Here is a 21,457-nt window from a genome sequence, read left to right as displayed (position 1 = left end):
TGCCCCCCCGCGCCGATTATATTAATAGTATTGTGAGAAATAATAAACCAACACCAACCCTGCCGCCGCCCCGCCCGGGGGGGGCCCCGCATCTTCAGCGGGCCGCCGCTGCTCCGTTCGGGTCTGTGCGCGCCACCAGGGGTTTGGAACCGGCCCGACGCGCTCCGGAGGTCGGATCGCTCGCTCAGACGCGGTCGACGAGGTCCGCGATCGAGTCGACGATCTTCGACGGCCGGTACGGATAGCGCTCGATCTCCTCCGGCGTGGTCAGCCCGGTCAGCACGAGGAAGGTCTGCATCCCCGCCTCCAGACCGGCCAGCACGTCGGTGTCCATCCGGTCGCCGATCATCGCGCTGGACTCGGAGTGCGCGCCGATGGCGTTCAGGCCGGTCCGCATCATCAGCGGGTTGGGCTTGCCCGCGAAGTACGGCTGCTTGCCGGTGGCCTTGGTGATCAGCGCGGCGACCGCTCCGGTGGCCGGCAGCGGGCCCTCGGTGGACGGGCCGGTCTCGTCCGGGTTGGTCGCGATGAACCGGGCGCCGCCCTTGATCAGCCGGACCGCCTTGGTCATGGCCTCGAAGGAGTACGTACGGGTCTCGCCGAGGACCACGTAGTCCGGTTCGTGGTCGGTCAGGACGTACCCGATGTCGTGCAGAGCGGTGGTCAGACCCGCCTCGCCGATGACGTACGCCGTGCCGCCGGGCCGCTGGTCGTCCAGGAACTTCGCGGTGGCGAGGGCGGAGGTCCAGATGTTCTCGACCGGCACGTCCAGGCCCATGCGGTTGAGCCTGGCGTGCAGGTCGCGCGCGGTGTAGATGGAGTTGTTCGTCAGGACCAGGAAGGGCTTCCCGGACTCCCTCAGCTTCTTGATGAAGGCGTCGGCGCCGGGAATGGGCACACCTTCGTGGATGAGGACACCGTCCATGTCGGTGAGCCACGAATCGATCGGCTTGCGCTCTGACATGGGGTGGGTCTCCTGCCGTCCTGGCGTGCGTACGCACTCGATCCGCGGGCGCCGGAACGACACTGTGCCGACGCCCTCAGCCTAGTCAGGGCATTGCGGTGCCGGTCAGGTCAGACCGGTTTCACCGACACTCCGTCGATCACCCAGTACCAGTTGTTGCCGCCGGTGTAGCGGAAGCGCACGCGCGCGGTCGTCGCACCCGCCGGGACCTGGAGGGTCAGCTTCTCCACGCGGGAGGACGTGTCGGCGGTGTACGTCTTCACGCCGACCGGCGTGGCACCGTCGTAGGAGACGAGCACCTCGCCCTTCTGCGGGGCCTCCTGACGGTAGTAGGTGGTGTACGTGAGGGTGGCGGCGGCGCCCCCGGTGACCGGGTACGCGGGACTGACGAGCGTGGAGTCGAAGGTGCCCGAGAACGTCTTGTCCTGCCATTCGTCGCCGTCGGCCACGGCGAACACGTTGCGCGCCCGGACGTTGCTCTCGCGGTTCTGGTCGGCCTGCGCCTTCGTCCAGAACTCGTCCGTGGTGAAGGACCAGCCGCGCCACTCGGTGACGCCGCCCGTGCCCATCGCGGAGTTGTCGACCGACCAGCCGCTCGGCGGGGTGTGCGTGAAGCCGAGCACCGCGGCGCCGATGCCGGTCTCGTCGACGCGGGTGGCGAGCTGCGGGCGGAGCGTGTCGAAGTCGTCCGGGACGGGCTGTTGCACCGGCCGTCCGTCGAGGCCCCAGGCCGGGTCGATCGCGACGCCCAGGTGGGCGAGGGCGGAGGCGGCGATGTCGGGCATCTTGACGTCGTGACGCACCGAACCGGCGGCCAGGGCCGGGCCGGTCGCGATCATGAAGGTCTGCCGTTCGGGCGTGCTGGAGCCTCCGTGGCCGCCCGCGTCGGTGTGCCCGTGGTCGGCGGTGATCATGATGAGCCAGTCCTCGGAGGCGTACGTGGCACGGGCCTTGACCGCGGCGACCATCTGGCCGACCTGCGTGTCGACGCCGTGGATGGCGTCCAGGTACTGCCTGCTGGCGGCGCCGTAGCCGTGGCCCGCGTGGTCGACGTTGTCGAGCTGCACGAACACCGCGTCCGGGTCGGCGTCGCGCAACCGGGCCACGGCGCGCGAGGTGGTGCCGGTGTCGTACTCGGCGCTCGGGGTGGACACGCGGGTGTCGACCTCGGAGGAGAAGACCGTGTCGGTCAGGGGCGCCCAGGAGGAGACGGCGTACGTCGACAGCGACGGCCGGGCGGTCTCGATCCGGGTGAGGAAGTCCGGGTACTGCGCGAACCTCTGACCGGTGAAGGTGTTGTCCTTGACGTTGTGCTTGTCGGGCCAGACGCCGGTGATGATCGTGGACCAGCCGGGGCCGGAGAGGGTGGGCGCGAACGGGTTGGCGTAGATGCTGCTGGGCGCGGTGAGGCCCGCGGCCATCAGGGCGTCGAGGTTGGGGGCGTCGGCGTCCTTGACGCGGTCCAGCAGGGTGCCGTCGAGGCCGATGACGAGGACCTTGGGAGTCCTGGCGGCGGCTCGGGCGACGGAGACGAGGGGGCCGGCGGCGAGGGCGAGACCGGCCGCGGAGGCGAGCAGGGAGCGACGGGACATGCGTGACGACACGTGATCCTCCGGGAGGGGGACGAGGGTGTGGAGCACGGATGGACAGCGAGGGTGGCGCGGCGGGGCACGGCGAGGCCCCCGGTGGTTCCAGGGGCATCGCGGGCGGGGCGGGTCCGGCCGACGGCCTTTCGGCTGAGGGCCTTTCGGCTGAGGCAGTTCGGCCGAGGCCTTTCGGCTGAACGTGGTCCGGCCGACGGCCCTTCGGCTGGCGGCAGTTCGGCCGGGACCCTCGCCGAGGGTGGTTCGGCCGGTGGTGGCTCAGGTCCCGGTGGCGGACTTCCAGTCCTCGACGTACGTGGTCAGGTTCTCGTCGATGTCGGACCAGTCCGGCTGGAAGACCTCGACGCCTTCCATGAGCCGGGTGAGCGCGATGGCGTTCGCGTCGGTGGCCTTGACGTCCCGGCGTGCGGAGAAGCCGCCGCCGATCTCGCTGACCTGCTGCTGCGCGGTGGCGGACAGCATGAAGTCGAGGAGCTTCTCGCCGTTCCCGGAGTGCGGTGCCTTGGTGACGAGGCCCGCGGCGTACGGAAGCGCGAAGGTGGTCGGCCTCCCGGCGGCGTCGGCGGCCTTGTCGGTGGCGCGCGGGAACCAGATGCCCAGGTTCGGCATGTCCTTGGACTGCGCGTAGTTCATCTGCACGTCTCCGTTGGCGACGAGCAGTTCACCCTTGTCGACCTTGGGGGCGAGTTTGCCGGTGGACGCGGACGGGCCGACGTTGTTGGCCTGGAGCCTCTTCAGGTAGGCGAACGCCGCATCCTTGCCGCCGAAGTCGTGGATCGCCTTGATGAGCACGGCGGTTCCGTCTCCGGCGACACCCGGGGTGGAGTACTGGAGCCTGTTCTTGTACGTCCCGTCCAGCAGCTCGTTCCAGGTGGTGGGCGCCTGCTTCAGCTCCTTCTTGTTGTAGACGAACCCGAAGTAGTTGTTGACGACGGACGTCCAGGTCGCGTCGGCGGCCTTGTCGGCCCCGTCGACCTGCTCGGAGCCCTTGGGCGCGTACTTCCGGAGCAGCCCCTTGCCGTCGGCCTGCTGGATGAACGGCGGGAGCGTGACCAGGACGTCGGCCTGCGGGTTCGTCTTCTCGCGGACGGCCCGCTGGACCATCTCGCCCGAGCCTCCCTCGACGTATTCGACCTTGATCCCGGTCTGCTTCTCGAAGTCCTTGAAGACTCTGTCGTACCAGCCGTCCCCGTTCTCGCCCTTGAGGCCGTCCGCGCTGTACACGGTGACGACCTTGGCGTCGGAGGCCGCGGAGTCCCCGCCGCAGGCGGTGAGGGAGGCGGCGAGGGCGAGGGCGCCGATGACGGCGGCGATCGGAGTGAGGTGCCGGGAGTGCGCGTGTGCGGGCATGGCGAGATGAACTCCTTGCGGTGTCGGGGTTTTCGAGGGCGGGACGGGCGGGCGGTCGGATCAGCGGTAGGAGGCCCTGGTGCGGATCCGGGAGACGGCGGACAGGACGAGCACCGTCGCCGTCATGAGGACCACGGCGAGCGCGGACCCGGTGAAGAGGGCGCCGCGGTCGGTGGCCGCGTAGATCCGGACGGGGAGCGGGGTCCAGTCGGGCGGGTAGAGCATCATGGTGGCGCTCAACTCGCCCATGGACAGGGCGAAGCAGAGGCCCGCGGCGGCGGTCAGCGAGGGCAGCAGCAGGGGCAGCCGCACCCGCCACAGCACGGTCGAGGGCCGGGCGCCGAGCGAGGCGGCGGCCTGTTCGTAGGCCGGGTCGAGACGGACGACGGCCGCCGACACCGACTGGTGGGCGAACGCCGTGACGAGAACGGCGTGCGCGAGGAAGACGATCCACCGGGTGCCGTTGAGCAGCACCGGCGGCTGGGAGAAGGCGACCAGGACCGCGAGCCCGACGACGACGGAGGGCACCGCGACCGGCAGCATGAACAGCGTGTCGAGAACACGCCTGCCGCGCCGCCCCAGGGCATGCCCGGCGAGCGCGGCCCAGGTGCCGACGAGCAGCGCGAGCACACTCGCGGTGGCCGCGGTGACCAGGCTGGTGGTGAGAGCGTGGAGGGACTCGCCCCGGGTGGCGGCCGCGTAGTGCCCGGTGGTGAGGCCGGACGGGAGTGCGCCGGACCAGTTGGTGGCGAAGGACGCGGCGAGGACGACGAGCAGCGGCAGGGCGAACAGGGGCAGGAAGAGGACGAGGAAGACGGCCCAGACGGCCCACCTGCCCTTGCGGCTATGCACCAGCACGGCGGCTCACCACCCGGTAGAGACCGTAGAGACCCACGGAGATCAGGACGTTGACGACGGCGACGACGCAGGCTCCGGGATAGTCCGACTCCAGGATCGCCTTGCTGTAGACGAGCATCGGCAGGGTCGTGACCCCCTTCGCCCCGGTGAACAGGACGATCCCGAACTCGTTCAGGCTGAGCACGAGGACGAGACTGCCGCCGGCCGCGAGCGCGGGCAGCGCCTCGGGAAGGATCACCTGCCGCACGATCCGCGCGGGCCGCGCCCCGAGCGAGGACGCCACTTCGAGCTGCCGGGTGTCGATCCCCGAGAAGGCGGCGAGCAGGGGCCGCATCACGAACGGGGTGAAGTAGGTGACCTCGGCGAGCAGCACCCCCCATGGTGTGGTCAGGAACCGGAAGGGTCCCTCGGCGGCCCCGGTGGCGCCGGTCCAGAGCCCGTTGGCGATGCCGGCGGTCCCGTAGACGAACAGCAGGGCGAGCGTGATGAGGAAGGACGGGAAGGACAGGAACACGTCGATGAACCGGGCGACCGCCTTCGCTCCGGGGAACGGCACGAAGGCGATGACCAGGGCGAGCGCGAACCCGAGGACCAGACAGCCGGCCGTGGACCCCACCGCGAGCCACACGGTGGTCCCGAGCGCCTCCCGGAACGCGGTGGAGGCGAACACGTCACCGTAGGCCTGCGCCGAGGTTCCCCCGGTCTCGGGCCGGAACGACTGCCGGACGACCAGACCGAGCGGATAGAGAAACACCAGCCCGAGCACGGCGACGGGCGGCAGGGCCCGGAGCGGCGCGGTGAACCGGCGCGGGAGAACGCGGTCCGCCCGCGCCGACGGGCATCCGGGGGGTACGGACGACTCGGGTTCACCTGTCAGCAAGGGCTCGCCCGGCCTACCCATCGGTCACCCCCGCGGCGAGCAGTACGGCGTCCTCCGGCGCGAAATGCAGGTCGACGAGGTCGCCCGGCGCGGGGGCGGTGCGCAGTTCCCGCAGATCGGCCATCACCCGATGGCCGCCCACGTCGACGTGGAGGCGATGGGTCGCACCGCGCCACTGCACCTCGGCCAGACGCCCGTTGAGGACGTTGGGGCCGGTGCCGAGTCCGACGAGGTGCGGCCGTACGCACAGGGTGGCACCGGCGCCCTCGGCGGCGTCCCCCGTCGGCACCTTCAACTCGGTCCCGGCGAAGGTGACTCCGTCCGCCACCACCCGTACCGGCAGGAGGTTCGCCTCGCCCACGAAGGCCGCGGTGAACTCGGTGCGCGGCGCCCGGTACAGCTCGCGCGGCGTGCCGACGTCCCGCAGCCGTGCCTTGTCCATGACGGCGATCCGGTCGGCGAGCGTCAGCGCCTCGACCTGGTCGTGGGTGACGTAGAGGATCGACATGTCCGGCAACTCCCGGTGCAGCCTGGCGAGTTCGGCAAGCATTCCGGAGCGCAGCCGGGCGTCGAGCGCGGACAGCGGCTCGTCGAGCAGGAGGACCCCCGGCCGGATGGCGAGCGCCCGCGCGATGGCGACGCGTTGCTGCTGCCCGCCGGACAGCTCGCGCGGATGGCGCCGGGCGTAGGCGGACATCCCGGTCATCTCCAGCGTCTCGCCGACCCGTTCGCGCATCTCGCCCTTGGACACCCCGCGCGCCCTGAGGCCGAAGGCGACGTTGTCCTCGACCCGCATGTGCGGGAAGAGCGCGTACTGCTGGACGACCATGCCGATCCCCCGCCGGTAGGGCGGCAGTCCGGTCACATCGCGGTCACCGATGAACACGCGCCCGGCCGCGGGCCGCACGAAACCGGCGACGGCCCGCAGCGCGGTGGTCTTCCCCGAGCCCGACGGTCCGAGCAGGGCCATCACCTCGCCGGGTTCGACGGTCAGGTCGAGGGAGTCGAGAACCGTCGTGCCGTCGTAGGCGACGGAGACACGGTCGAAGCGGATGCCGCCGCTCATCGTCCGGCTCCGCCGGCGGCATCGGCGAGCAGCGTGGGGAGTCCGGCGACCGAGCCGAGCACGTACCCGGCCCCGGCGGCGCGCAGCGCCTCCTCCCGGTGGGCCCCGGTGAGCACACCGGCGACGACACCCGCCCCGGCGCGTACACCGCTGAGCATGTCGTACGTGGTGTCGCCGACGACGGCGATCTGGTGGACCCCCTCCGCGGCCCCGGTCCGCAGGAAGGCCTCCAGCACCATGTCGGGGTACGGGCGTCCGCGGCCTCCGGCGTCCGCGGGGCACAGCGTGAGCGGCACCAGGTCGCTCCAGCCGAGGGCGTCGAGGATCGCGTCCTGGGTGACGCGGGCGAACCCGGTGGTCAGGGCGACGGCCCGGCCGCCGCCCTGGAGTTCCTCGATCGCCTCGCGGGCCCCGGCGACCGGCGCGATGTGCCCGTCGTCGACGAGTTCCCCGTACGCCTTCTCGAAGGCGGCGTTGGCGCGCCGGGCGAGAGCCTCCGCACCGAACAGATGCCGGAAGACGGAGATCTTGGACTCGCCCATGGTGGCCCGTACATGGTCGAGCTTCGCCGCGTGGTCGGCGGAACCGGGCTCGACGCCCAGCTCCGCGGCGGCCGCGGCGAAGGCCCGTTCCACGAGGCCGCCGTCGGCGACGGTGGTGCCGGCCATGTCGAGCACCACAAGTCGTATGTCGTTCAACTCGGTCACCATCCCAGCTCGTCGGCGGTGGTCTCCGCGATCGCGGGTGAGCAGGTCATGCCGCGCCCGCCGGGCCCGGTGACCAGCCACACCCCGTCCCGCACTTGTTGGCGGTGCACGACCCGGCCCGGATCGGTGCACTGCGCGTACACCCCGGCCCAGCGGCGCCGGATCCTCGGCAGCGGGCGGCCGAGGAAGGATTCGACGACCTCGGCGAGGTGGTCGTAGGGGTCTTCGAGGGTGTCGAAGGCGAAAGGGTGCTCGTACTCGTGGGTGTCGCCGATGGTGAGCCCGCCGTCCGCGCGCTGCACCATGAGCAACTGCATCCGGTGTTCGGCGGCGGTCGGCGCCTGCGGCTGAACGGCGTCGAGCTCGTCGAGCGCCGCGCTCCGGTACGCGGGGTAGTAGCGGAAGCTGTCCGCGTCGGCGACGGAGGTGGTGAGCGGCTCGCCCAGCGGGTCCGTCTGCATCATCTGCAGCCGTACGCGCCGCACGGGCAGGTCGGGGCCCGCCAGTTCGCGTACGAGGCCGCCGAGCCAGGCTCCCGTGCACAGGACGACGGCGTCGCCGGTGTGGATGTCCCCGTGGTCGTCGCGCACGGCGTTCTCGCCGATCACCTCGCGGACCTCGCGGCCCGGCCGGAAGGTGTAGTTGGGTGACTTCAGCAGTGCTTCCCGCAGGGCCAGTTGGGCGGTGCGGGGCTCGACGGCCGCGTCCCGCTCGCAGTAAAGCGCCGCTTCGAAGGTGCCGCGCAGCGCGGGATTGACGGCTCGCGCCTGGTCCGCGGTGAGCAGTTCGTAGCCCCGGGCGGCGGCGTCGTCGCGGGCCAGGGCGGCCTCGGCGACGGCGCGTTCGCGCGGGTTGCGCACGGGGGTCAGCGACCCGCACGCCCGGAAGCCGAGACGGGGGACGCGCGCCCCGATCTCCTCCCACAACCGCCGTGCCCTGAGGGCGGTTTCCAGCTCCTCTCCTCCGGCGCGTCCACTGACCCAGATCTGTCCGAAGTTGCGCAGCGAGGCCCCGCGGGCCTCGGCCTCACGCTCGATCTGGACGACCTCGTGGCCGCGCTCCACCGCATGCCAGGCGTGCAGGGTTCCCACCACGCCGGCTCCGACGACTATCACTCTCACGACGGCAACGCTCCTCGGGACGGGGTAATCGGGAGGGTCCGGCCGGCAACCGCACGATGAACTGCCCATCACGTTTGGGCTAGACCCGTTATCTTCACGTTATATAAAGAGGCGGGCCGGAGCCCGCCTCACCGACGAGGATCAGCCACCGAGACGCGCGGTGAAGGAGAACCGGTCCCCCCGGTACAGCGTCCGCACCCGCTCCAGCGGCAGCCCCCGGGTGTCCCGCGAGATCCGGTGGATCAGCAGCATCGGCAGCGCGGGAGGCGTTCCGATGAGCAGCGCCTCGCGCGGAGTGGCCAGTACGGTCTCGATCCGCTCGTCGGCGTCGCCGAACGCGACACCGAGCCGGTCGTGGAGGTACGCGTAGAACGAGGAGTCGGGGTCGAAGTCGCGGTCGAGGTCCGGGACCCGGCCGACCGCGACATAGGTGCTCTCCAGCCCGACCCGTTCGTCGTCCGCGAGCAGCACCCGCTCCATGTGCCAGACGGGCTCGCCGCGCCGCAGCCCCGCCTCGGCGGCGAGTGGTTCCGGACAGGGGAAGCGGTCGAGGGAGACGAGCGTGCGGCCGGGGGTGCGTCCCTGCCGTCGTACGCCCTCGGTGTAGCTCGCCAGCGAGAGCGGCTGCTCCAGCTTGGGACCGGCGACCACCGTGCCGCGGCCCTGCCGGCGCAGCTTCCCTTCGAGCAGCAGCTCGCGGAGCGCCTGGCGCACCGTCTCGCGGGCGACCTCGTACGTCTCGGAGAGGTCGCGCTCGGTGGGCAGGAGCCCTCCTTCGCCCAGCTCCTCGACGAGCCGGGCGATGTGCGCCTTGACCGCGTAGTACTTGGGGATGCGGCCGTGCTCCGGAATACCGGAGCGGACGGGGGCGCCGGGGTCCTGGTCGTTCGGATAGTCCACGGAAACGATCGTCGCAGACGGCGCTCCGGGCACCGCTTCCAGGTGGCGGCGCCGGACACCGCCGCCCGGCACGTCAGCTTCCAGGCGTCGGCGCCGGACACCGCTCCAGCCGTCAGCGCCGGCCCGGGCGCATCCACCGGGCCAGGGCGAACAGTCCGGCTCCGAGCACGACGAGGGCGAGCGCGAGCGCGGCCAGTGCCGGCCGGTCCGGCCTGCCGGGTCCCGTGCTGGCCAGCTCGTCGGCGGACGGCGCCGTCGTACCGGTCCCGGCGGTGGTCCCGCTGTCCGTGCCGGTACGGGCCGCGGCACCGGGGTCCTCACTCGCGCCCGGACTCGCGCCGGTGTCGGCACCGGTGTCCCCGGTACCGCCCAGGTCCTCCCCCGTACCGTCCGGGTCCTCGCCCGTACCGGTCTCCGTGCCCGCCTCCGGCTCCTGGTCCCCGACGGCGCCCGCGATCCGGAAGCGGTAGGCGTTCGACTCCCCCACCCAGTCGCCGTCGTCGTCGTGCTTCTGCACCACGGCCGCGTTCGCGACGACGGTGTTCGGGGCGCTCACGCCGGAGGCCAGGGAGAGCCGCACCTTCACCGTGAGGGTGCGGCCGGGGGCGACGGTGAAGCCGGGGAAGCCGTCGTCGAACGGTCCGACGTTCTCGTCCTCGTCGCTCCGCTCGAAGCGCACCGCGTGGGCCCGGTCCCCCTCGTAGAACTCCAGCCGCGCCTGCTCCGGCCGCAGCGTCCGCTTCTCGTCCACGAGGACGACGACCGGATGGATCGCGCCGCAGGGGTGCGCCGTGGTGTTGGTGAGGTCGATGTACCAGGTCCCTGAGCCGCCGCCCGCCTGGTAGGCGTCGGGGCCGCCGTGGATCCGGGTCTTGATCGGGAAGTCGTGGGTGTCGGACGAGACACAGTCCGGGCGGACGTCCAGCGCCTGCGCCGGGGCGGGCGTGAACGTCACGAACAGCGCGAGAGCGGTCGGGGCGAGGGCGGTCGGAGCGAGCGGATGAGAGGTACGCAGTCGCATGAGGAGCCTTTGGCCGATCGGGAGGGGGCATGGATCGGGAGGGTCGAATGCGTCGGTTCGGTCACCGGCAATGGCCCCGTGACCCTGCCACGCCGCACCCCTTCCATCGGACCGCCGAACGGGGAGTCACCCCCGTTCGGCCCCCGAAGTCCCACCGTCCGGCGGCACCCGCGGCGAACGGTCCCGGGTACGGGCACCACGAGCCGGGTGGGCCTGGTCGACCCGCTCAGCCCTCCCCGCGCCCGAACAGCGGAGCCAGGAGCAGTTGGGCCGCGCCCTCGGCCACTCCTCGCGCGCCGCCGGGGGCCGCCCGGACCGGCACCGCCGCGCCGCCTCCCTCACGCCGGGCCCGTTCCTCCAGTACGGCCCCGACGCCTTGGAGGAAGACCTCCTCGTGGGCCGCGACCGTGCGCCCGCCCAGCAGCACGAGGTCGATGTCGAGCAGGCCCACCAGGTTCGCCGCGCCGGCGCCGAGCACCCGGGCCGCCTCGGCCACGGTCCCCCGCCCCACCGCGTCCAGGCACAGCACCTCGATGCACCCGCGGTTCCCGCACTCGCACAGCGGCCCGTCGAGCTGGATGACCTGGTGTCCGAACTCCCCGGCCCCGGTACGGGTCCCCCGGTGCACGGCCCCGCCGATCACGAGCCCGGCACCCAGTCCCGTACCGAGATGCAGATACGCGAAGGACCCTCCGCCCGCGACGCCGGAGCCGGACCGGGCCCCGGTTCCCACCGCGACCCCGAGCGCCGCCGCGTTGGTGTCCTTGTCCACGACCACCGGCAGCCCGAGCCGCCCGGCCAGCGCGTCCCGCAGGGCGAACCCGTCCCACTCGGGGAATCCCGTCACCCGGTGCAGCACCCCCAGGGTGTGATCGAGCGGCCCCGGCAGGGCGACCCCCACCCCCAGCGGCGACACCTCGCCGAGCAGGGCCGAGACCTCCCCGGCCGCCCCCTCGACCACCGCGCCGGCCCCGGCCCCCAGATCCAGTGGGGCGCGCCGTTCGGCCACCACCGCCCCGGTGAGATCGCAGAGCACCGCGGTCAGCTCGTCCCGGTCGAGATGCAGCCCGACCGCGTGCCCCGCCTCGGGCACGAGCCGCAGCACCGTACGGGGTTTGCCGCCCGTGGACGCGAGACGCCCCGCCTCCGTCGCGAGTCCGTCGGCCCGCAGCCGCGCGGTGATCTTGCTGACCGCCTGGGGGGTCAGCCCGGTCCGCTCGGCGAGTTCCAGACGGCTGATGCCGGAGGCCCCCGCCGTGCGCAGCAGATCGAGCACCAGCGCGGCGTTGTGACTGCGCAGGGCAGGAAGGTTCACCCCGACCGCCCCCGCCCCCGTGCCCGCGCCACCACCGCCACCGCCCGGATTCCCTGGGACACCCCGGTTCGCGAAGACACCGGAGGCCCCGCCCCCGCCCTCGTCCGCGAAAACTCCGGAAGTCCGGGGTACACCTGGATTCCCGGGGCTCCCCTGCTTCCCGGCCCCACCCGCATCGGTCCTGTTCACATCACCCATTGTCCCCCGCGCTTGCACTTTGGCAACAGCGTTGCGAAAGTAGGACGCATGACAGGCATGACTGGTACTGGTACGCCCCTTCGCGTGGGTCTCGTCGGCTACGGCCTCGCGGGTTCCGTCTTCCACGCCCCGCTGATCGCCACGACCGAGGGGCTCGCCCTCGACACCGTCGTCACCTCGAACCCGGAGCGCCAGGCACAGGCCCGCGCCGAGTTCGGCGACGGGCTGCGCTTCGCCGCCACCCCCGACGACCTGCTGGCACGCGCCGACGAACTCGACCTGGTCGTCATCGCGTCCCCGAACAAGACCCACGTCCCGATCGCGACCGCCGCCCTGAAGGCCGGCCTCCCCGTGGTCGTGGACAAGCCCATCGCCGGTACGGCGGCGGAGGCCCGCGAGCTGGCCGCCCTGGCCGACGAGCGCGGCCTGCTGCTCTCCGTCTTCCAGAACCGCCGCTGGGACAACGACTTCCTGACCCTGCGCAAGCTGTTCGCCGACGGTGAGCTGGGCGACATCTGGCGCTTCGAGTCCCGTTTCGAGCGCTGGCGCCCGCAGCCGAAGGGCGGCTGGCGCGAGTCCGGCGACCCGGCGGAGATCGGGGGTCTGCTCTACGACCTCGGCAGCCACCTCGTCGACCAGGCGCTCGTCCTCTTCGGCCCCGCCGCCTCGGTGTACGCGGAGTCGGACGTCCGCCGTCCGGGCGCGCTGACCGACGACGACACGTTCATCGCGATCACGCACGAGAACGGCGTCCGCTCCCACCTCTACGTCTCCGCGACGACCGCCCAGCTCGGCCCGCGCTTCCGCGTCCTCGGCTCGCAGGCGGGTTACGTCAAGTACGGCCTCGACCCGCAGGAGGCCGACCTGCGCGACGGCAAGCGCCCCGGCGCCGGTGCCGCGTGGGGCGTCGAGCCGGAGGCCCTGTGGGGCCGCGTCGGCTCCGGCGAGTCCCCGCTGACCGGTGGCGGCCGTCCCGAGCCGACGGTCCCGGGCACGTACCCGGCGTACTACGCGGCCGTCGCCGCCGCCATCCGTGACGGCGCCCCGAACCCGGTCACCGCCCACGAGGCCGCCGCCGCCCTCGACGTCCTGGAGGCGGCCCGCCGCTCCGCCCGCGAGTCCGTGGTGGTGTCCCTGTGAACCAGCCCGTCGCACCGGAGATCGCCGACCTGGAGGAGCAGGAGCGCCGGCTGACGCTCCAGCGTTTCACCCACGACGACGCCTGGGCCCTCGGCACCCTCCTCGTCGAACTCGCCCGCGAGCGCGAGGCGCCGGTCGCCATCGACATCCGCCGCGGTGGCCAGCAGCTCTTCCACGCGGCGCTGCCGGGTTCCACCCCGGACAACGACGCCTGGATCGACCGCAAGCGCCGCGTCGTCGAACGCTACGGGTGCTCCTCGCTGCTGGTCGGCTCGCGCTTCCGCGCCAAGGGCACGACCTTCGAGGACTCCTCGCGCCTGGACCCCGACACGTACGCGGCCCACGGCGGCGCGTTCCCGATCGCCGTGACGGGCGCGGGCGTCATCGGCACCGTGGTGGTCTCGGGCCTCCCCCAGATCGAGGACCACAAGATGGTCGTAGAGGCCCTGGAAAAGTTCCTGACCGCCTAGCACCCCGCTTCCCCCCGCCCTCCAAGGGGCGCGGGGAAGCCCCGCGAGGGTCGGGGGCGCGAGGAACGGCGCGAGCAACCACGACGCACGCGCGGCGAACGACGCACGACACAGCCCCGTCAGGGGCGCGGGGAACTGCGCGACCAGCCACGAAGCACCCGCAGCCAACGACGCACAGCACAGCCCCGAAAGGGGCGCGGGGAACTGCGCGAGCAACCACAACTCACCCGCACCAAGAAGCGCACCCCGGTCAAGCGAACCCCACCCGGCGAACCCAGCGGAGCGCTTACGCGTCGGCGAGCACCTGCCGCTGCCGCCCCAGCCCCTCGATCTCCAGCTCCACGACGTCCCCCGCCCGCAGATACGGCTTCGGCTCGGGCCGGCCGAGCGCCACCCCGGCGGGCGTACCGGTGTTGATGACATCCCCCGGGTACAGCGTCATGAACTGGCTCACGTACCGGACGACCTCCGCGACCGGAAAGATCTGCTCGGCCGTCGTACCGTCCTGCTTGAGCTCACCGTTCACCCAGAGCCTCAGCGACAGCGCCTGCGGGTCCGGGACCTCGTCCGCGGTCACCAGCCACGGCCCCAGCGGGTTGAACGTCTCGCAGTTCTTGCCCTTGTCCCAGGTGCCACCGCGCTCGATCTGGAACGCGCGCTCGGAGACGTCGTGCGCCACCGCGTACCCGGCGACATGCGCGAGCGCCTGCTCCCCCGACTCCAGGTAGCGGGCGGTACGGCCGATCACGACGGCCAGCTCGACCTCCCAGTCCGTCTTCACCGACCCGCGCGGCACGAGCACCGTGTCGTTCGGCCCGACCACGGTGTCCGCCGCCTTGAAGAAGATCACCGGCTCGGCGGGCGGCTCGGCCCCGGTCTCCCGGGCGTGGTCGTGGTAGTTCAGCCCGATGCACACGACCTTGCCGATCCGGGCCAGCGGTGGTCCCACGCGCAGTCCGTCCGCGTCCAGCGCGGGCAGCTCACCGGCCTCCGCCGCGGACCGGATCCGGCCGAGCGCCGCGTCGTCGGCGAGCAGCGCCCCGTCGATGTCGGCGACAAGGCCCGACAGGTCGCGCAGGGTCCCCTCGGCGTCGAGCAGCGCGGGCCGCTCCGACCCGGACGTGCCGACTCGCAGCAGCTTCATGGTCACCATCTCCCTCGGTCGCGGGCCGTCCGGCCGACGGGTGCGGCCGTCGGGGGACCGTGCGATCCTCCAAGCTCACCGTCCAGTCCGCAAGACCCCGTTCACAGACTGGACCCGGCCGACGCACCCCTCCCGCCGCCCGGACGGACGGTCGGACGGTCGGTCAGGCGAGAGCGGTGGTAGCGCCAGGGGGAGCGATGGCCGCGTCAGGCGAGAGCGGCGGCTGCCGGCGCGGCCCCCGGCATGTCCCGGTAGAGCACCGCCCGCTCCACGGCGCTCCAGGTCGCGCTCGTCACGACGTACAGGGCGGCGGCCAGCGGCACCACGGCCACGGTGAACAGCGTGAAGAAGGACATGAACGGCATGATCTTGCCGACCGAGGCGAGCGCCGACGCGGCCGCCTGCTCGCTCTCGCTCCGGCCCTCGCTCTGGTCCTGGCCCGCCGGAGTCGCGGCGGCGGTCATCCGCTTCGTACGTACGTAGTTGAACGCGGCCACGGCCGTGACGACGGCGAAGAGGCCCAGGTAGACGAGACCGGCCGGCCCGAAGACCCCGCCGTCGCCGAGCGCGTCCGCCCACCGGCCCCCGAGCGGCGCGGCGAACAGTTTGTGCCCGAGCAGGGTGTTGGCCTCGCCGCCGATCGTCGAGCTGGAGAACAGGTGGTAGAGGAGGAAGAAGGCCGGCATCTGGAACAGGCTGGGCAGACATCCGGAGAGCGGCGACACCTTCTCCTCGGCGTGCAGTTCCATCAGCGCCTTCTGGAACTTCTCGCGGTCCTTCCCGTGCTCCTTCTTCAGCTCGGCGATCCGCGGCTGGAGGGCCGCCCGCGCCCGCTGTCCGCGTGCCGAGGCCCGCGACAGGGGGTGCACGAGCAGACGTACGAGCGCGGTGAACAGGACGATCGCCGCGGCGGCGGCCGAGGCGTGGAACAGCGGCTGGAGCAGATCGGCGAGGTGCTCGACCAGGTGCGCGAAAACGGACATGAACGTGGACATGCGTGAGCCCTCCGGGGGTCTCGTCGTGCCGGGAGTACGGATTGCGGCATGACGACCGCGCGGGTCACCCGTGACGGAGTACCACTCGGGGTGAGTCACCGGGAGTGGGAAGCCACCCCGGGCGGACAAGTCACCGGGGGTGGAGGAAGGGGGTGCCCTACGCGGTCGCCGGGAGGGCGTGTCCGGGCGCCCTGGGGCGCGGCCGTCCGCTGGCGTCGGGATCGCGTTGCGGCAGGAAGGCCGTGCGGCGGTCGCGGTCGCGGATGGCCGTACGGACCCCGGTGGGCGGCACGACGGGCGCGCAGCGCGCCACGATGAGGGAGCACGCGGCGAAGGCGGACCCGGCGGCGGCCGTCGCGGCGATCGCGACGGTTGCTGTGAGGGTGCCCGTGTCGAGCAGGGCGACCTCGAGGAGCAGGAGCAGCAGTACGGCGGCGGGGCGGGCGTCGGCCCAGGTCCGGATCATCGACCGCTCCTCCTCTCGTACGTGGCGCGCGTGTCTCTCCGTTCGTTATACAGGATGGTTCCGGACCAACCGCCCTGGATCGGCTGCGGAATCCGTCACGGCGATCCGTCGCGCGGCCGGTCCGCACGTAGGACATGCGGTCGGTCCGCACGCAGGGCATGCGGCCGGTCCGCACGTAGGACATGCGGTCGGTCCGCACGAGGCAAGTGATCGCTGCGTACGAGGCATGCGGTCGCCGCGTGCGGGTCAGGCGTCCGGTGCGGCCGGCTCGCCGGACACGGCCGCCGCCGGTTTCCGCGGGCCCGTGTCGACCGGCTCCAGCAGCCGCCTCGGCGCGACCAGGGCGCGACTGACCGGATCCGCCGGGTCCCGGTCGAGTCCGGGACCCGGTGTCATCTCGACGTCCGCGACGGGCACGACCAGCGCGCAGCGGGGGCATTCGCCGTACGGGCCCAGTTCCGTGCCGCAGGCGGCGTGCCGGAAGTAGCGCAGGCGGCTCTCGCCGAAGTGCTCGCGGCCCCACAGTCCGAGCGAGCGCAGGGTGGGCCACAGGGCGACACCGCGGTCGGTCAGGACGTACTCGTCACGCGGCGGCGACTCCTGATAGCGCCGCTTCTCGAGGATCCCCTCGGCGGTGAGCGCCTGAAGACGGGCCGCGAGCACGGCCCGCGGGATGCCGAGGTGCACGAGGAAGTCGTTGTAGCGCCGTACACCGTAGAGCGCGTCACGGACGACGAGAAGCGTCCAGCGCTCGCCGACGACCTCCAGCGCGCGGGCGATCGAGCACTCCTGCGTCGCGTAGTCCTTGCCCAGAGCCATGCCCCCACTGTAGCCACTTTCCGACTCGTGGGTTCATTGAGTGAACCCAGATGCTACGGTCTATGCATACGCAAGGTTCAATGACCGAACTGAAGGGGTCTCGGACAGGTTGGCCCGAACCGGCCGTCCGACCCGCTGAACCGACCGACCCGACCAGGGAAGTGAAGGCAGGCCATGACCCGGCTCGACCGGCCCGACACCAGCACGCAGCCCGCGCACGCCACCGGCGTCTCTCCGGCCTCCCCGGCCTCCCCGACTCCCCTTCCGGCCTCCTCGGCGGACAGCGCTCCGCGGGCCACCCCGACCCTCGCCCTCACCAGTGCCGCCACCGCCGTGGCCCTGATGACGTACACGGCCCCGATGGTCACGCTCCCCGACACCGCGGCCGCCCTGCACACCTCGGTCTCCGCCCAGGCCTGGCTGCTCAACGGCACCCCGCTGGGCCTGGCCGCGCTGCTCCTGGTCGCGGGCAGCCTCGCGGACGACTACGGCCGCCGCCGGATCTTCCTGGCCGGCACGGTCGCCCTCGGCCTCACCACCGCCCTGGGCGCGCTGGCGAGCTCCACCTGGCTGTTCACCCTGGCCCGCATCGCGCAGGGAGCGGCGAGCGCGGCGATCCTCGCGAGCAGCCTGGGGCTGATCGTGCACGCCTTCCCGACCCCGCGCGGGCGGCTGCACGCGACGGGGGTGTGGGGCGCCTTCGTCAGCGGCGGAATCGCGGCGGGCCCGCTTCTCGCGGGGGCGATAGCGGGCTGGGACTGGCGGATGGCGTACGCCGTTCTCGGCGCCGCCGCGCTGGCCGTCGCCCTCTTCGGCACCCGCGCCCTGACCGAGTCCCGCGCACCGCGCGGCGGCCGGCCCGACCTCGCCGGGGCGCTGACCTTCGGCCTCGCGCTGGTGTCGCTGGTGGCGGCGCTGACGCTCGGCCGCGACGGCTGGCTGCGCGCTCCGGTCGGCCTGCTGCTGGCCGCGTTCCTCGTCCTGATGGCCGTGTTCGTCGCCGTCGAACGCCGCAGCGCCACGCCCATGATCGACCTGGGCCTGCTCCGGCACCGCCGTTTCCTCGCCTCGTCGGCGGGCGGGCTCTTCATGGGCCTCGCGGTGATCGGCCTGTTCAGCTTCCTGCCGGCGCTGCTCCAGCGGACGCTCGGGATGTCCGCCATGGACACGGCGTGGCTGTTCCTGCTGTGGTCGGGGCTCTCCTTCGCGGTCGCCCTCCAGGCCCGCCGTCTCGCCGGCCGGGTCTCGCACCGCCATCAGCTCGCCCTCGGCTTCGCGCTGCACGCGGCCGGCGTCCTGACGATGCTCGGCGCGATCGGCTCCGGTTCCTGGACCCACCTGCTGCCGGGCTTCGTGCTCTCCGGGGTGGGCAGCGGCCTGCTGAACGCCGCGCTGCCCCTGCTGGCCGTCGAGTCCGTGCCGGCGACCCGAGCGGCGATGGGCTCGGGCGCCCAGCAGACCTTCCGCTACATCGGCTCGTGCGCAGGGGTCGCCCTCACGATCGCCCTGGTCACCTCCACCGGCGGGCCGGCGCACGGCGCGGACATCGCGATCGCGGTGTCGGCGGGACTGGCCGCCGTGGCCGCGGCGAGCGTCCTGGTCCTGCGGGACCGGGCGTGAGCCCTGACCGTCAGCGGGGCCGCATGGAGGTGAGCTTCCCCCACACCGCCATGCGGTACCGGGAGGTGTACTCGGGGGTGCACGTGGTGAGCGTGATGTAGTACCCCGGCCGCGTGTACCCGTACGACGGCCGGACGGTGCTGCGCGGCACCGGGCGGATCACCCCGACGTCCCGCGCGGACGTCTGCGGCAGCGTCCGGTCGACGGTGTACGTGTAGACAGCGGCCTTCGTCTCCACGGTGATCGTGTCACCGCGCCGGAGCCTCGTGAGGTACCGGAACGGCTCCCCGTGGGTGTTCCGGTGCCCGGCGAGCGCGAAGTTCCCGGCCCGGCCCGGCTGCTGGGTGCCCTGGTAGTGACCGACGTAGCCCTTGTTCAGGACGTTCGCCTTGCTGACGCCCTCCGCGACCGGCACCCGCAGGGAGAGCCGCGGAATGCCGAGGACGGCGTAGGCCTGCGACCAGCGGGGTTGCTTCCGAGCGCTGTCGACCGCGGACCCGGACGGGGAGTTCCGCCCCGCCGGGTGTCCCACCCCGGCCTTCCCGTCGCCGGTCTTGCCGCTCCCGGTCCCCCCGGCCCCCGTCGCGTCCGCGTCGAGCCCGGAGGTCCCCGGGTCCGGGGTCCCCCACTCCCGCTCCAGCGCCTGCACCTTGCGCTCGGCACCGTGCCGCGCCTGCCGGTTGGTCCACCACAGTTGGTGCGCCACCAGGAGGAGCAGCACCACTCCGACGGTGACGAGCACCTCGGCACCGCTCCAGACCGCTCGCCGGTACGCGGCCCGCCGTCGCCGCGTGCCGTGGTGCACGACCCCCGGAGCCCGCATCCGTACGCCCCCTTCGCCGGGCGCACGATAGGCGTCACCCCGCCAACTCTCCAGCCCCGCGCGGCTCCTGTCCGGCCCGGGGCTTCCTCCACCGGTTTTAGAAAGGGCTGTCACAACCCTCGACAACCTCAGGCGCCACACCCGATGCTTCCTGATGGCATCAGTGGAACGGGTAAGCGCCGGCGGGAACGAACCGGCGACCCAGTTCGAAGTCGAGTCGACAGCCACGGCCAACTCCGTTGAAAGGGACGTGAGTTGCGCTGAGACGGACGGAGAAGCCAGCCATGATCCGACGCAGAACACTTCTGGGCGCCGCGGGCGGTGCGGTCCTCGGCGGCGCCCTGGCGACCGGTACGGCCCGCGCGGACGCGACGATCGCCGTGAACCCGTCGACGACGTACGGGAAATGGGAGGGGTGGGGCACCTCACTGGCGTGGTGGGCAGGCGTCTTCGGCGCCCGCGACGACTTCGCCGACCTCTTCTTCACCACCAAGTCGACGACGTACAACGGCGCTTCGCGCCCGGGTCTCGGACTGACCATCGCCCGCTACAACCTGGGCGCGTGCAGTGCGAACAGCGTGGGCGGCGAGACCATGACCGCCTCCGCCAACATCCCCTCCTTCAAGCAGATCGAGGGCTACTGGCAGGACTGGAACAACGAGGACCCGACGTCCTCGGCCTGGAAGTGGACGGCGGACGCCACCCAGCGCGCCGCCCTGACCAAGGCGACGGCGCGCGGCGCGACGAGTGAGCTGTTCGCCAACTCCCCGATGTGGTGGATGTGTCTGAACCACAACCCGTCGGGCGCGTCCGGAGGCGGCAACAACCTCCAGTCCTGGAACTACCGCCAGCACGCCTCCCACCTCGCGGCGGTCGCCCTCTACGCGAAGACGAACTGGGGCGTGAACTTCGCCACCGTGGAGGCGTTCAACGAGCCCTCCTCCAGTTGGTGGACGTCCACCGGCACCCAGGAGGGCTGCCACATGGATGCCTCCGTCCAGTCGGCCGTACTCCCCTACCTGCGGAGCGAGTTGGACAAGCGCGGCCTGACGGCCACCAGGATCTCCGCGTCCGACGAGACGAGCTACGACCTGGCCCGTACGACATGGAGCTCCTTCAGCTCGACGACCAAGGCCCTGGTCAACCGGGTCAACGTGCACGGCTACCAGGGTTCGGGCGGCCGCCGGGACCTTCTCTACACGGACGCCGTGACGTCGTCCGGCAAGGCCCTGTGGAACTCCGAGTACGGCGACGGGGACGGCACCGGCCTGACCCTGGCGAGCAACCTCCTCCTCGACTTCCGCTGGCTGCACCCGACCGCCTGGGTCTACTGGCAGGTGATGGACCCCACGGCCGGCTGGGGCATGATCAAGTACGACGCGGGCACCCTGACGGCCGGCGCGGTCGAGACGAAGCTGTATGTGATGGCCCAGTTCAGCCGCCACATCCGCCCCGGCATGACGATCGTGGACACGGGTGTGGACTACGCGGTGGCGGCGTACGACGCGAGCGCGAGGCGCCTGGTGATCGTCGCGGCGAACAAGGCCACGTCCGCCCAGACCCTGACCTTCGACCTCTCCCGCTTCACCACGGTCTCCGGCGGCACGGGCGGCCTGGTCCCCCGCTGGAACACCCAGACCTCCGGCACCGGCGACCTCTACACCGCCCACGCGGACACGTACCTGAGCGGCAAGTCCGTGGCCGTCCCCTTCCCGGCCGGGGCGGTACAGACGCTGCAGGTGGACGGGGTGGTGGCGTGAGGCGGAGCTGACCGGACGCGGAGCGGCTCGCCCGGAGCGGACCGCCGGCCTGCGCCCGGGGCGGACCGCCGGCGTGTGCCCGGAGGCCGCCGAGCACCACGCACCGCGGCGACGGCGGCCGGCGGGCTCCCGCCGACGCCCGGGCAGGGACCCCGGCGACCGACCGACTCCAGCCCGACACCCGGACGGGATCCCGGCGACCGGCAGGCGCCAACCGACACCCGGGCGGGGATCCC

20 protein-coding genes are annotated in these 21,457 nt (G+C 72.3%); 4 read left to right on the top strand and 16 right to left on the bottom strand.

What is annotated here, in order from left to right:
• Positions 1 to 184 precede the first annotated feature (184 nt).
• The 11 genes from ACWEBX_RS12720 to ACWEBX_RS12670 form a co-directional block, all read right to left on the bottom strand.
• A complete protein-coding gene (locus ACWEBX_RS12720) occupies positions 185 to 964 on the bottom strand; it encodes an HAD-IIA family hydrolase (RefSeq protein ID WP_355771953.1) in 780 nt (259 codons plus the stop codon).
• A 110-nt stretch (positions 965 to 1,074) separates the two neighbouring features.
• Positions 1,075 to 2,556 carry an alkaline phosphatase family protein gene (locus ACWEBX_RS12715; RefSeq protein ID WP_451884868.1) on the bottom strand — a complete coding sequence of 494 codons (1,482 nt, stop codon included), beginning with the start codon at positions 2,554 to 2,556 and terminating at the stop codon, positions 1,075 to 1,077.
• 270 nt (positions 2,557 to 2,826) lie between these two features.
• Entirely contained in the window at positions 2,827 to 3,918 is a 1,092-nt protein-coding gene (locus tag ACWEBX_RS12710; RefSeq protein WP_451884867.1) for a 2-aminoethylphosphonate ABC transporter substrate-binding protein, read from the bottom strand.
• A 60-nt stretch (positions 3,919 to 3,978) separates the two neighbouring features.
• The gene (locus ACWEBX_RS12705) at positions 3,979 to 4,776 is read right to left on the bottom strand and encodes an ABC transporter permease (RefSeq protein ID WP_451884866.1); all 798 of its coding nucleotides are present in this window, start codon (positions 4,774 to 4,776) and stop codon (positions 3,979 to 3,981) included.
• Positions 4,763 to 5,677, bottom strand: a complete 915-nt coding sequence (locus ACWEBX_RS12700) for a 2-aminoethylphosphonate ABC transporter permease subunit (protein WP_451884865.1) — start codon at positions 5,675 to 5,677, stop codon at positions 4,763 to 4,765. Before ACWEBX_RS12700 ends, ACWEBX_RS12705 begins: the two co-directional genes overlap by 14 nt.
• On the bottom strand, positions 5,670 to 6,722 hold the full coding sequence (locus ACWEBX_RS12695; RefSeq protein WP_451884864.1) for an ABC transporter ATP-binding protein: 1,053 nt from the start codon (positions 6,720 to 6,722) through the stop codon (positions 5,670 to 5,672). The genes ACWEBX_RS12700 and ACWEBX_RS12695 overlap by 8 nt, the downstream gene beginning before the upstream one ends.
• Positions 6,719 to 7,432: an HAD family hydrolase gene (locus ACWEBX_RS12690; protein WP_451884863.1), complete on the bottom strand. Its 714-nt coding sequence runs from the start codon at positions 7,430 to 7,432 to the stop codon at positions 6,719 to 6,721. Before ACWEBX_RS12690 ends, ACWEBX_RS12695 begins: the two co-directional genes overlap by 4 nt.
• Positions 7,426 to 8,550, bottom strand: coding sequence for a TIGR03364 family FAD-dependent oxidoreductase (locus ACWEBX_RS12685; protein WP_451884862.1), 1,125 nt, complete (start codon positions 8,548 to 8,550; stop codon positions 7,426 to 7,428). Before ACWEBX_RS12685 ends, ACWEBX_RS12690 begins: the two co-directional genes overlap by 7 nt.
• A gap of 141 nt (positions 8,551 to 8,691) precedes the next feature.
• Positions 8,692 to 9,450: a GntR family transcriptional regulator gene (locus ACWEBX_RS12680; RefSeq protein WP_384790860.1), complete on the bottom strand. Its 759-nt coding sequence runs from the start codon at positions 9,448 to 9,450 to the stop codon at positions 8,692 to 8,694.
• A gap of 112 nt (positions 9,451 to 9,562) precedes the next feature.
• Positions 9,563 to 10,471, bottom strand: a complete 909-nt coding sequence (locus ACWEBX_RS12675; RefSeq protein ID WP_451884861.1) for a hypothetical protein — start codon at positions 10,469 to 10,471, stop codon at positions 9,563 to 9,565.
• Positions 10,472 to 10,697: 226 nt separating this feature from the next.
• Positions 10,698 to 11,786: an ROK family transcriptional regulator gene (locus ACWEBX_RS12670; protein ID WP_451884860.1), complete on the bottom strand. Its 1,089-nt coding sequence runs from the start codon at positions 11,784 to 11,786 to the stop codon at positions 10,698 to 10,700.
• A gap of 246 nt (positions 11,787 to 12,032) precedes the next feature.
• Here ACWEBX_RS12670 and ACWEBX_RS12665 point away from each other — a divergent pair, with 246 nt between their 5' ends.
• Positions 12,033 to 13,124, top strand: coding sequence for a Gfo/Idh/MocA family oxidoreductase (locus ACWEBX_RS12665; RefSeq protein WP_355771922.1), 1,092 nt, complete (start codon positions 12,033 to 12,035; stop codon positions 13,122 to 13,124).
• The gene (locus ACWEBX_RS12660; protein ID WP_451884859.1) at positions 13,121 to 13,594 is read left to right on the top strand and encodes a heme-degrading domain-containing protein; all 474 of its coding nucleotides are present in this window, start codon (positions 13,121 to 13,123) and stop codon (positions 13,592 to 13,594) included. Before ACWEBX_RS12665 ends, ACWEBX_RS12660 begins: the two co-directional genes overlap by 4 nt.
• Before the next feature lie 286 nt (positions 13,595 to 13,880).
• On the opposite strand, the gene ACWEBX_RS12655 is transcribed toward ACWEBX_RS12660, so the two are convergent.
• The 4 genes from ACWEBX_RS12655 to ACWEBX_RS12640 form a co-directional block, all read right to left on the bottom strand.
• Positions 13,881 to 14,738, bottom strand: a complete 858-nt coding sequence (locus tag ACWEBX_RS12655; RefSeq protein WP_451884858.1) for a fumarylacetoacetate hydrolase family protein — start codon at positions 14,736 to 14,738, stop codon at positions 13,881 to 13,883.
• Positions 14,739 to 14,944: 206 nt separating this feature from the next.
• Positions 14,945 to 15,721 (bottom strand): YidC/Oxa1 family membrane protein insertase, encoded by a 777-nt coding sequence (locus tag ACWEBX_RS12650; RefSeq protein ID WP_451884873.1) that lies wholly within the window; start codon positions 15,719 to 15,721, stop codon positions 14,945 to 14,947.
• Positions 15,722 to 15,890: 169 nt separating this feature from the next.
• Complete coding sequence (locus ACWEBX_RS12645) at positions 15,891 to 16,199, bottom strand: DUF6412 domain-containing protein (protein ID WP_451884857.1); 309 nt, start codon at positions 16,197 to 16,199, stop codon at positions 15,891 to 15,893.
• Positions 16,200 to 16,445: 246 nt separating this feature from the next.
• On the bottom strand, positions 16,446 to 17,018 hold the full coding sequence (locus tag ACWEBX_RS12640; protein ID WP_451884856.1) for a winged helix-turn-helix transcriptional regulator: 573 nt from the start codon (positions 17,016 to 17,018) through the stop codon (positions 16,446 to 16,448).
• Positions 17,019 to 17,192: 174 nt separating this feature from the next.
• Here ACWEBX_RS12640 and ACWEBX_RS12635 point away from each other — a divergent pair, with 174 nt between their 5' ends.
• The gene (locus ACWEBX_RS12635; protein WP_451884855.1) at positions 17,193 to 18,638 is read left to right on the top strand and encodes an MFS transporter; all 1,446 of its coding nucleotides are present in this window, start codon (positions 17,193 to 17,195) and stop codon (positions 18,636 to 18,638) included.
• Between the two features lie 10 nt (positions 18,639 to 18,648).
• On the opposite strand, the gene ACWEBX_RS12630 is transcribed toward ACWEBX_RS12635, so the two are convergent.
• Entirely contained in the window at positions 18,649 to 19,461 is an 813-nt protein-coding gene (locus ACWEBX_RS12630; protein WP_451884854.1) for a class E sortase, read from the bottom strand.
• Positions 19,462 to 19,745: 284 nt separating this feature from the next.
• Between ACWEBX_RS12630 and ACWEBX_RS12625 the strand changes: the two genes are divergently transcribed.
• Positions 19,746 to 21,221 (top strand): beta-1,6-galactanase, encoded by a 1,476-nt coding sequence (locus ACWEBX_RS12625; RefSeq protein WP_451884853.1) that lies wholly within the window; start codon positions 19,746 to 19,748, stop codon positions 21,219 to 21,221.
• The last annotated feature ends 236 nt before the right edge of the window (positions 21,222 to 21,457 follow it).

It is taken from the genome of Streptomyces sp. NPDC005070, from assembly GCF_053600395.1.
Note: the sequence above shows the minus strand (reverse complement) of the source record. Positions and strands in the feature narration are given on the sequence as shown.

Coding starts and splice junctions, on each gene's coding strand:
- ACWEBX_RS12700 (WP_451884865.1), bottom strand. CDS start 5,677: ATGGGTAGGCCGGGCGAGCCCTTGCTGACAGGTGAACCCGAGTCGTCC.
- ACWEBX_RS12655 (WP_451884858.1), bottom strand. CDS start 14,738: ATGAAGCTGCTGCGAGTCGGCACGTCCGGGTCGGAGCGGCCCGCGCTG.
- ACWEBX_RS12650 (WP_451884873.1), bottom strand. CDS start 15,721: ATGTCCGTTTTCGCGCACCTGGTCGAGCACCTCGCCGATCTGCTCCAG.
- ACWEBX_RS12695 (WP_451884864.1), bottom strand. CDS start 6,722: ATGAGCGGCGGCATCCGCTTCGACCGTGTCTCCGTCGCCTACGACGGC.
- ACWEBX_RS12720 (WP_355771953.1), bottom strand. CDS start 964: ATGTCAGAGCGCAAGCCGATCGATTCGTGGCTCACCGACATGGACGGT.
- ACWEBX_RS12630 (WP_451884854.1), bottom strand. CDS start 19,461: ATGCGGGCTCCGGGGGTCGTGCACCACGGCACGCGGCGACGGCGGGCC.
- ACWEBX_RS12715 (WP_451884868.1), bottom strand. CDS start 2,556: ATGTCCCGTCGCTCCCTGCTCGCCTCCGCGGCCGGTCTCGCCCTCGCC.
- ACWEBX_RS12665 (WP_355771922.1), top strand. CDS start 12,033: ATGACAGGCATGACTGGTACTGGTACGCCCCTTCGCGTGGGTCTCGTC.
- ACWEBX_RS12710 (WP_451884867.1), bottom strand. CDS start 3,918: ATGCCCGCACACGCGCACTCCCGGCACCTCACTCCGATCGCCGCCGTC.
- ACWEBX_RS12690 (WP_451884863.1), bottom strand. CDS start 7,432: ATGGTGACCGAGTTGAACGACATACGACTTGTGGTGCTCGACATGGCC.
- ACWEBX_RS12625 (WP_451884853.1), top strand. CDS start 19,746: ATGATCCGACGCAGAACACTTCTGGGCGCCGCGGGCGGTGCGGTCCTC.
- ACWEBX_RS12645 (WP_451884857.1), bottom strand. CDS start 16,199: ATGATCCGGACCTGGGCCGACGCCCGCCCCGCCGCCGTACTGCTGCTC.
- ACWEBX_RS12675 (WP_451884861.1), bottom strand. CDS start 10,471: ATGCGACTGCGTACCTCTCATCCGCTCGCTCCGACCGCCCTCGCCCCG.
- ACWEBX_RS12640 (WP_451884856.1), bottom strand. CDS start 17,018: ATGGCTCTGGGCAAGGACTACGCGACGCAGGAGTGCTCGATCGCCCGC.
- ACWEBX_RS12635 (WP_451884855.1), top strand. CDS start 17,193: ATGACCCGGCTCGACCGGCCCGACACCAGCACGCAGCCCGCGCACGCC.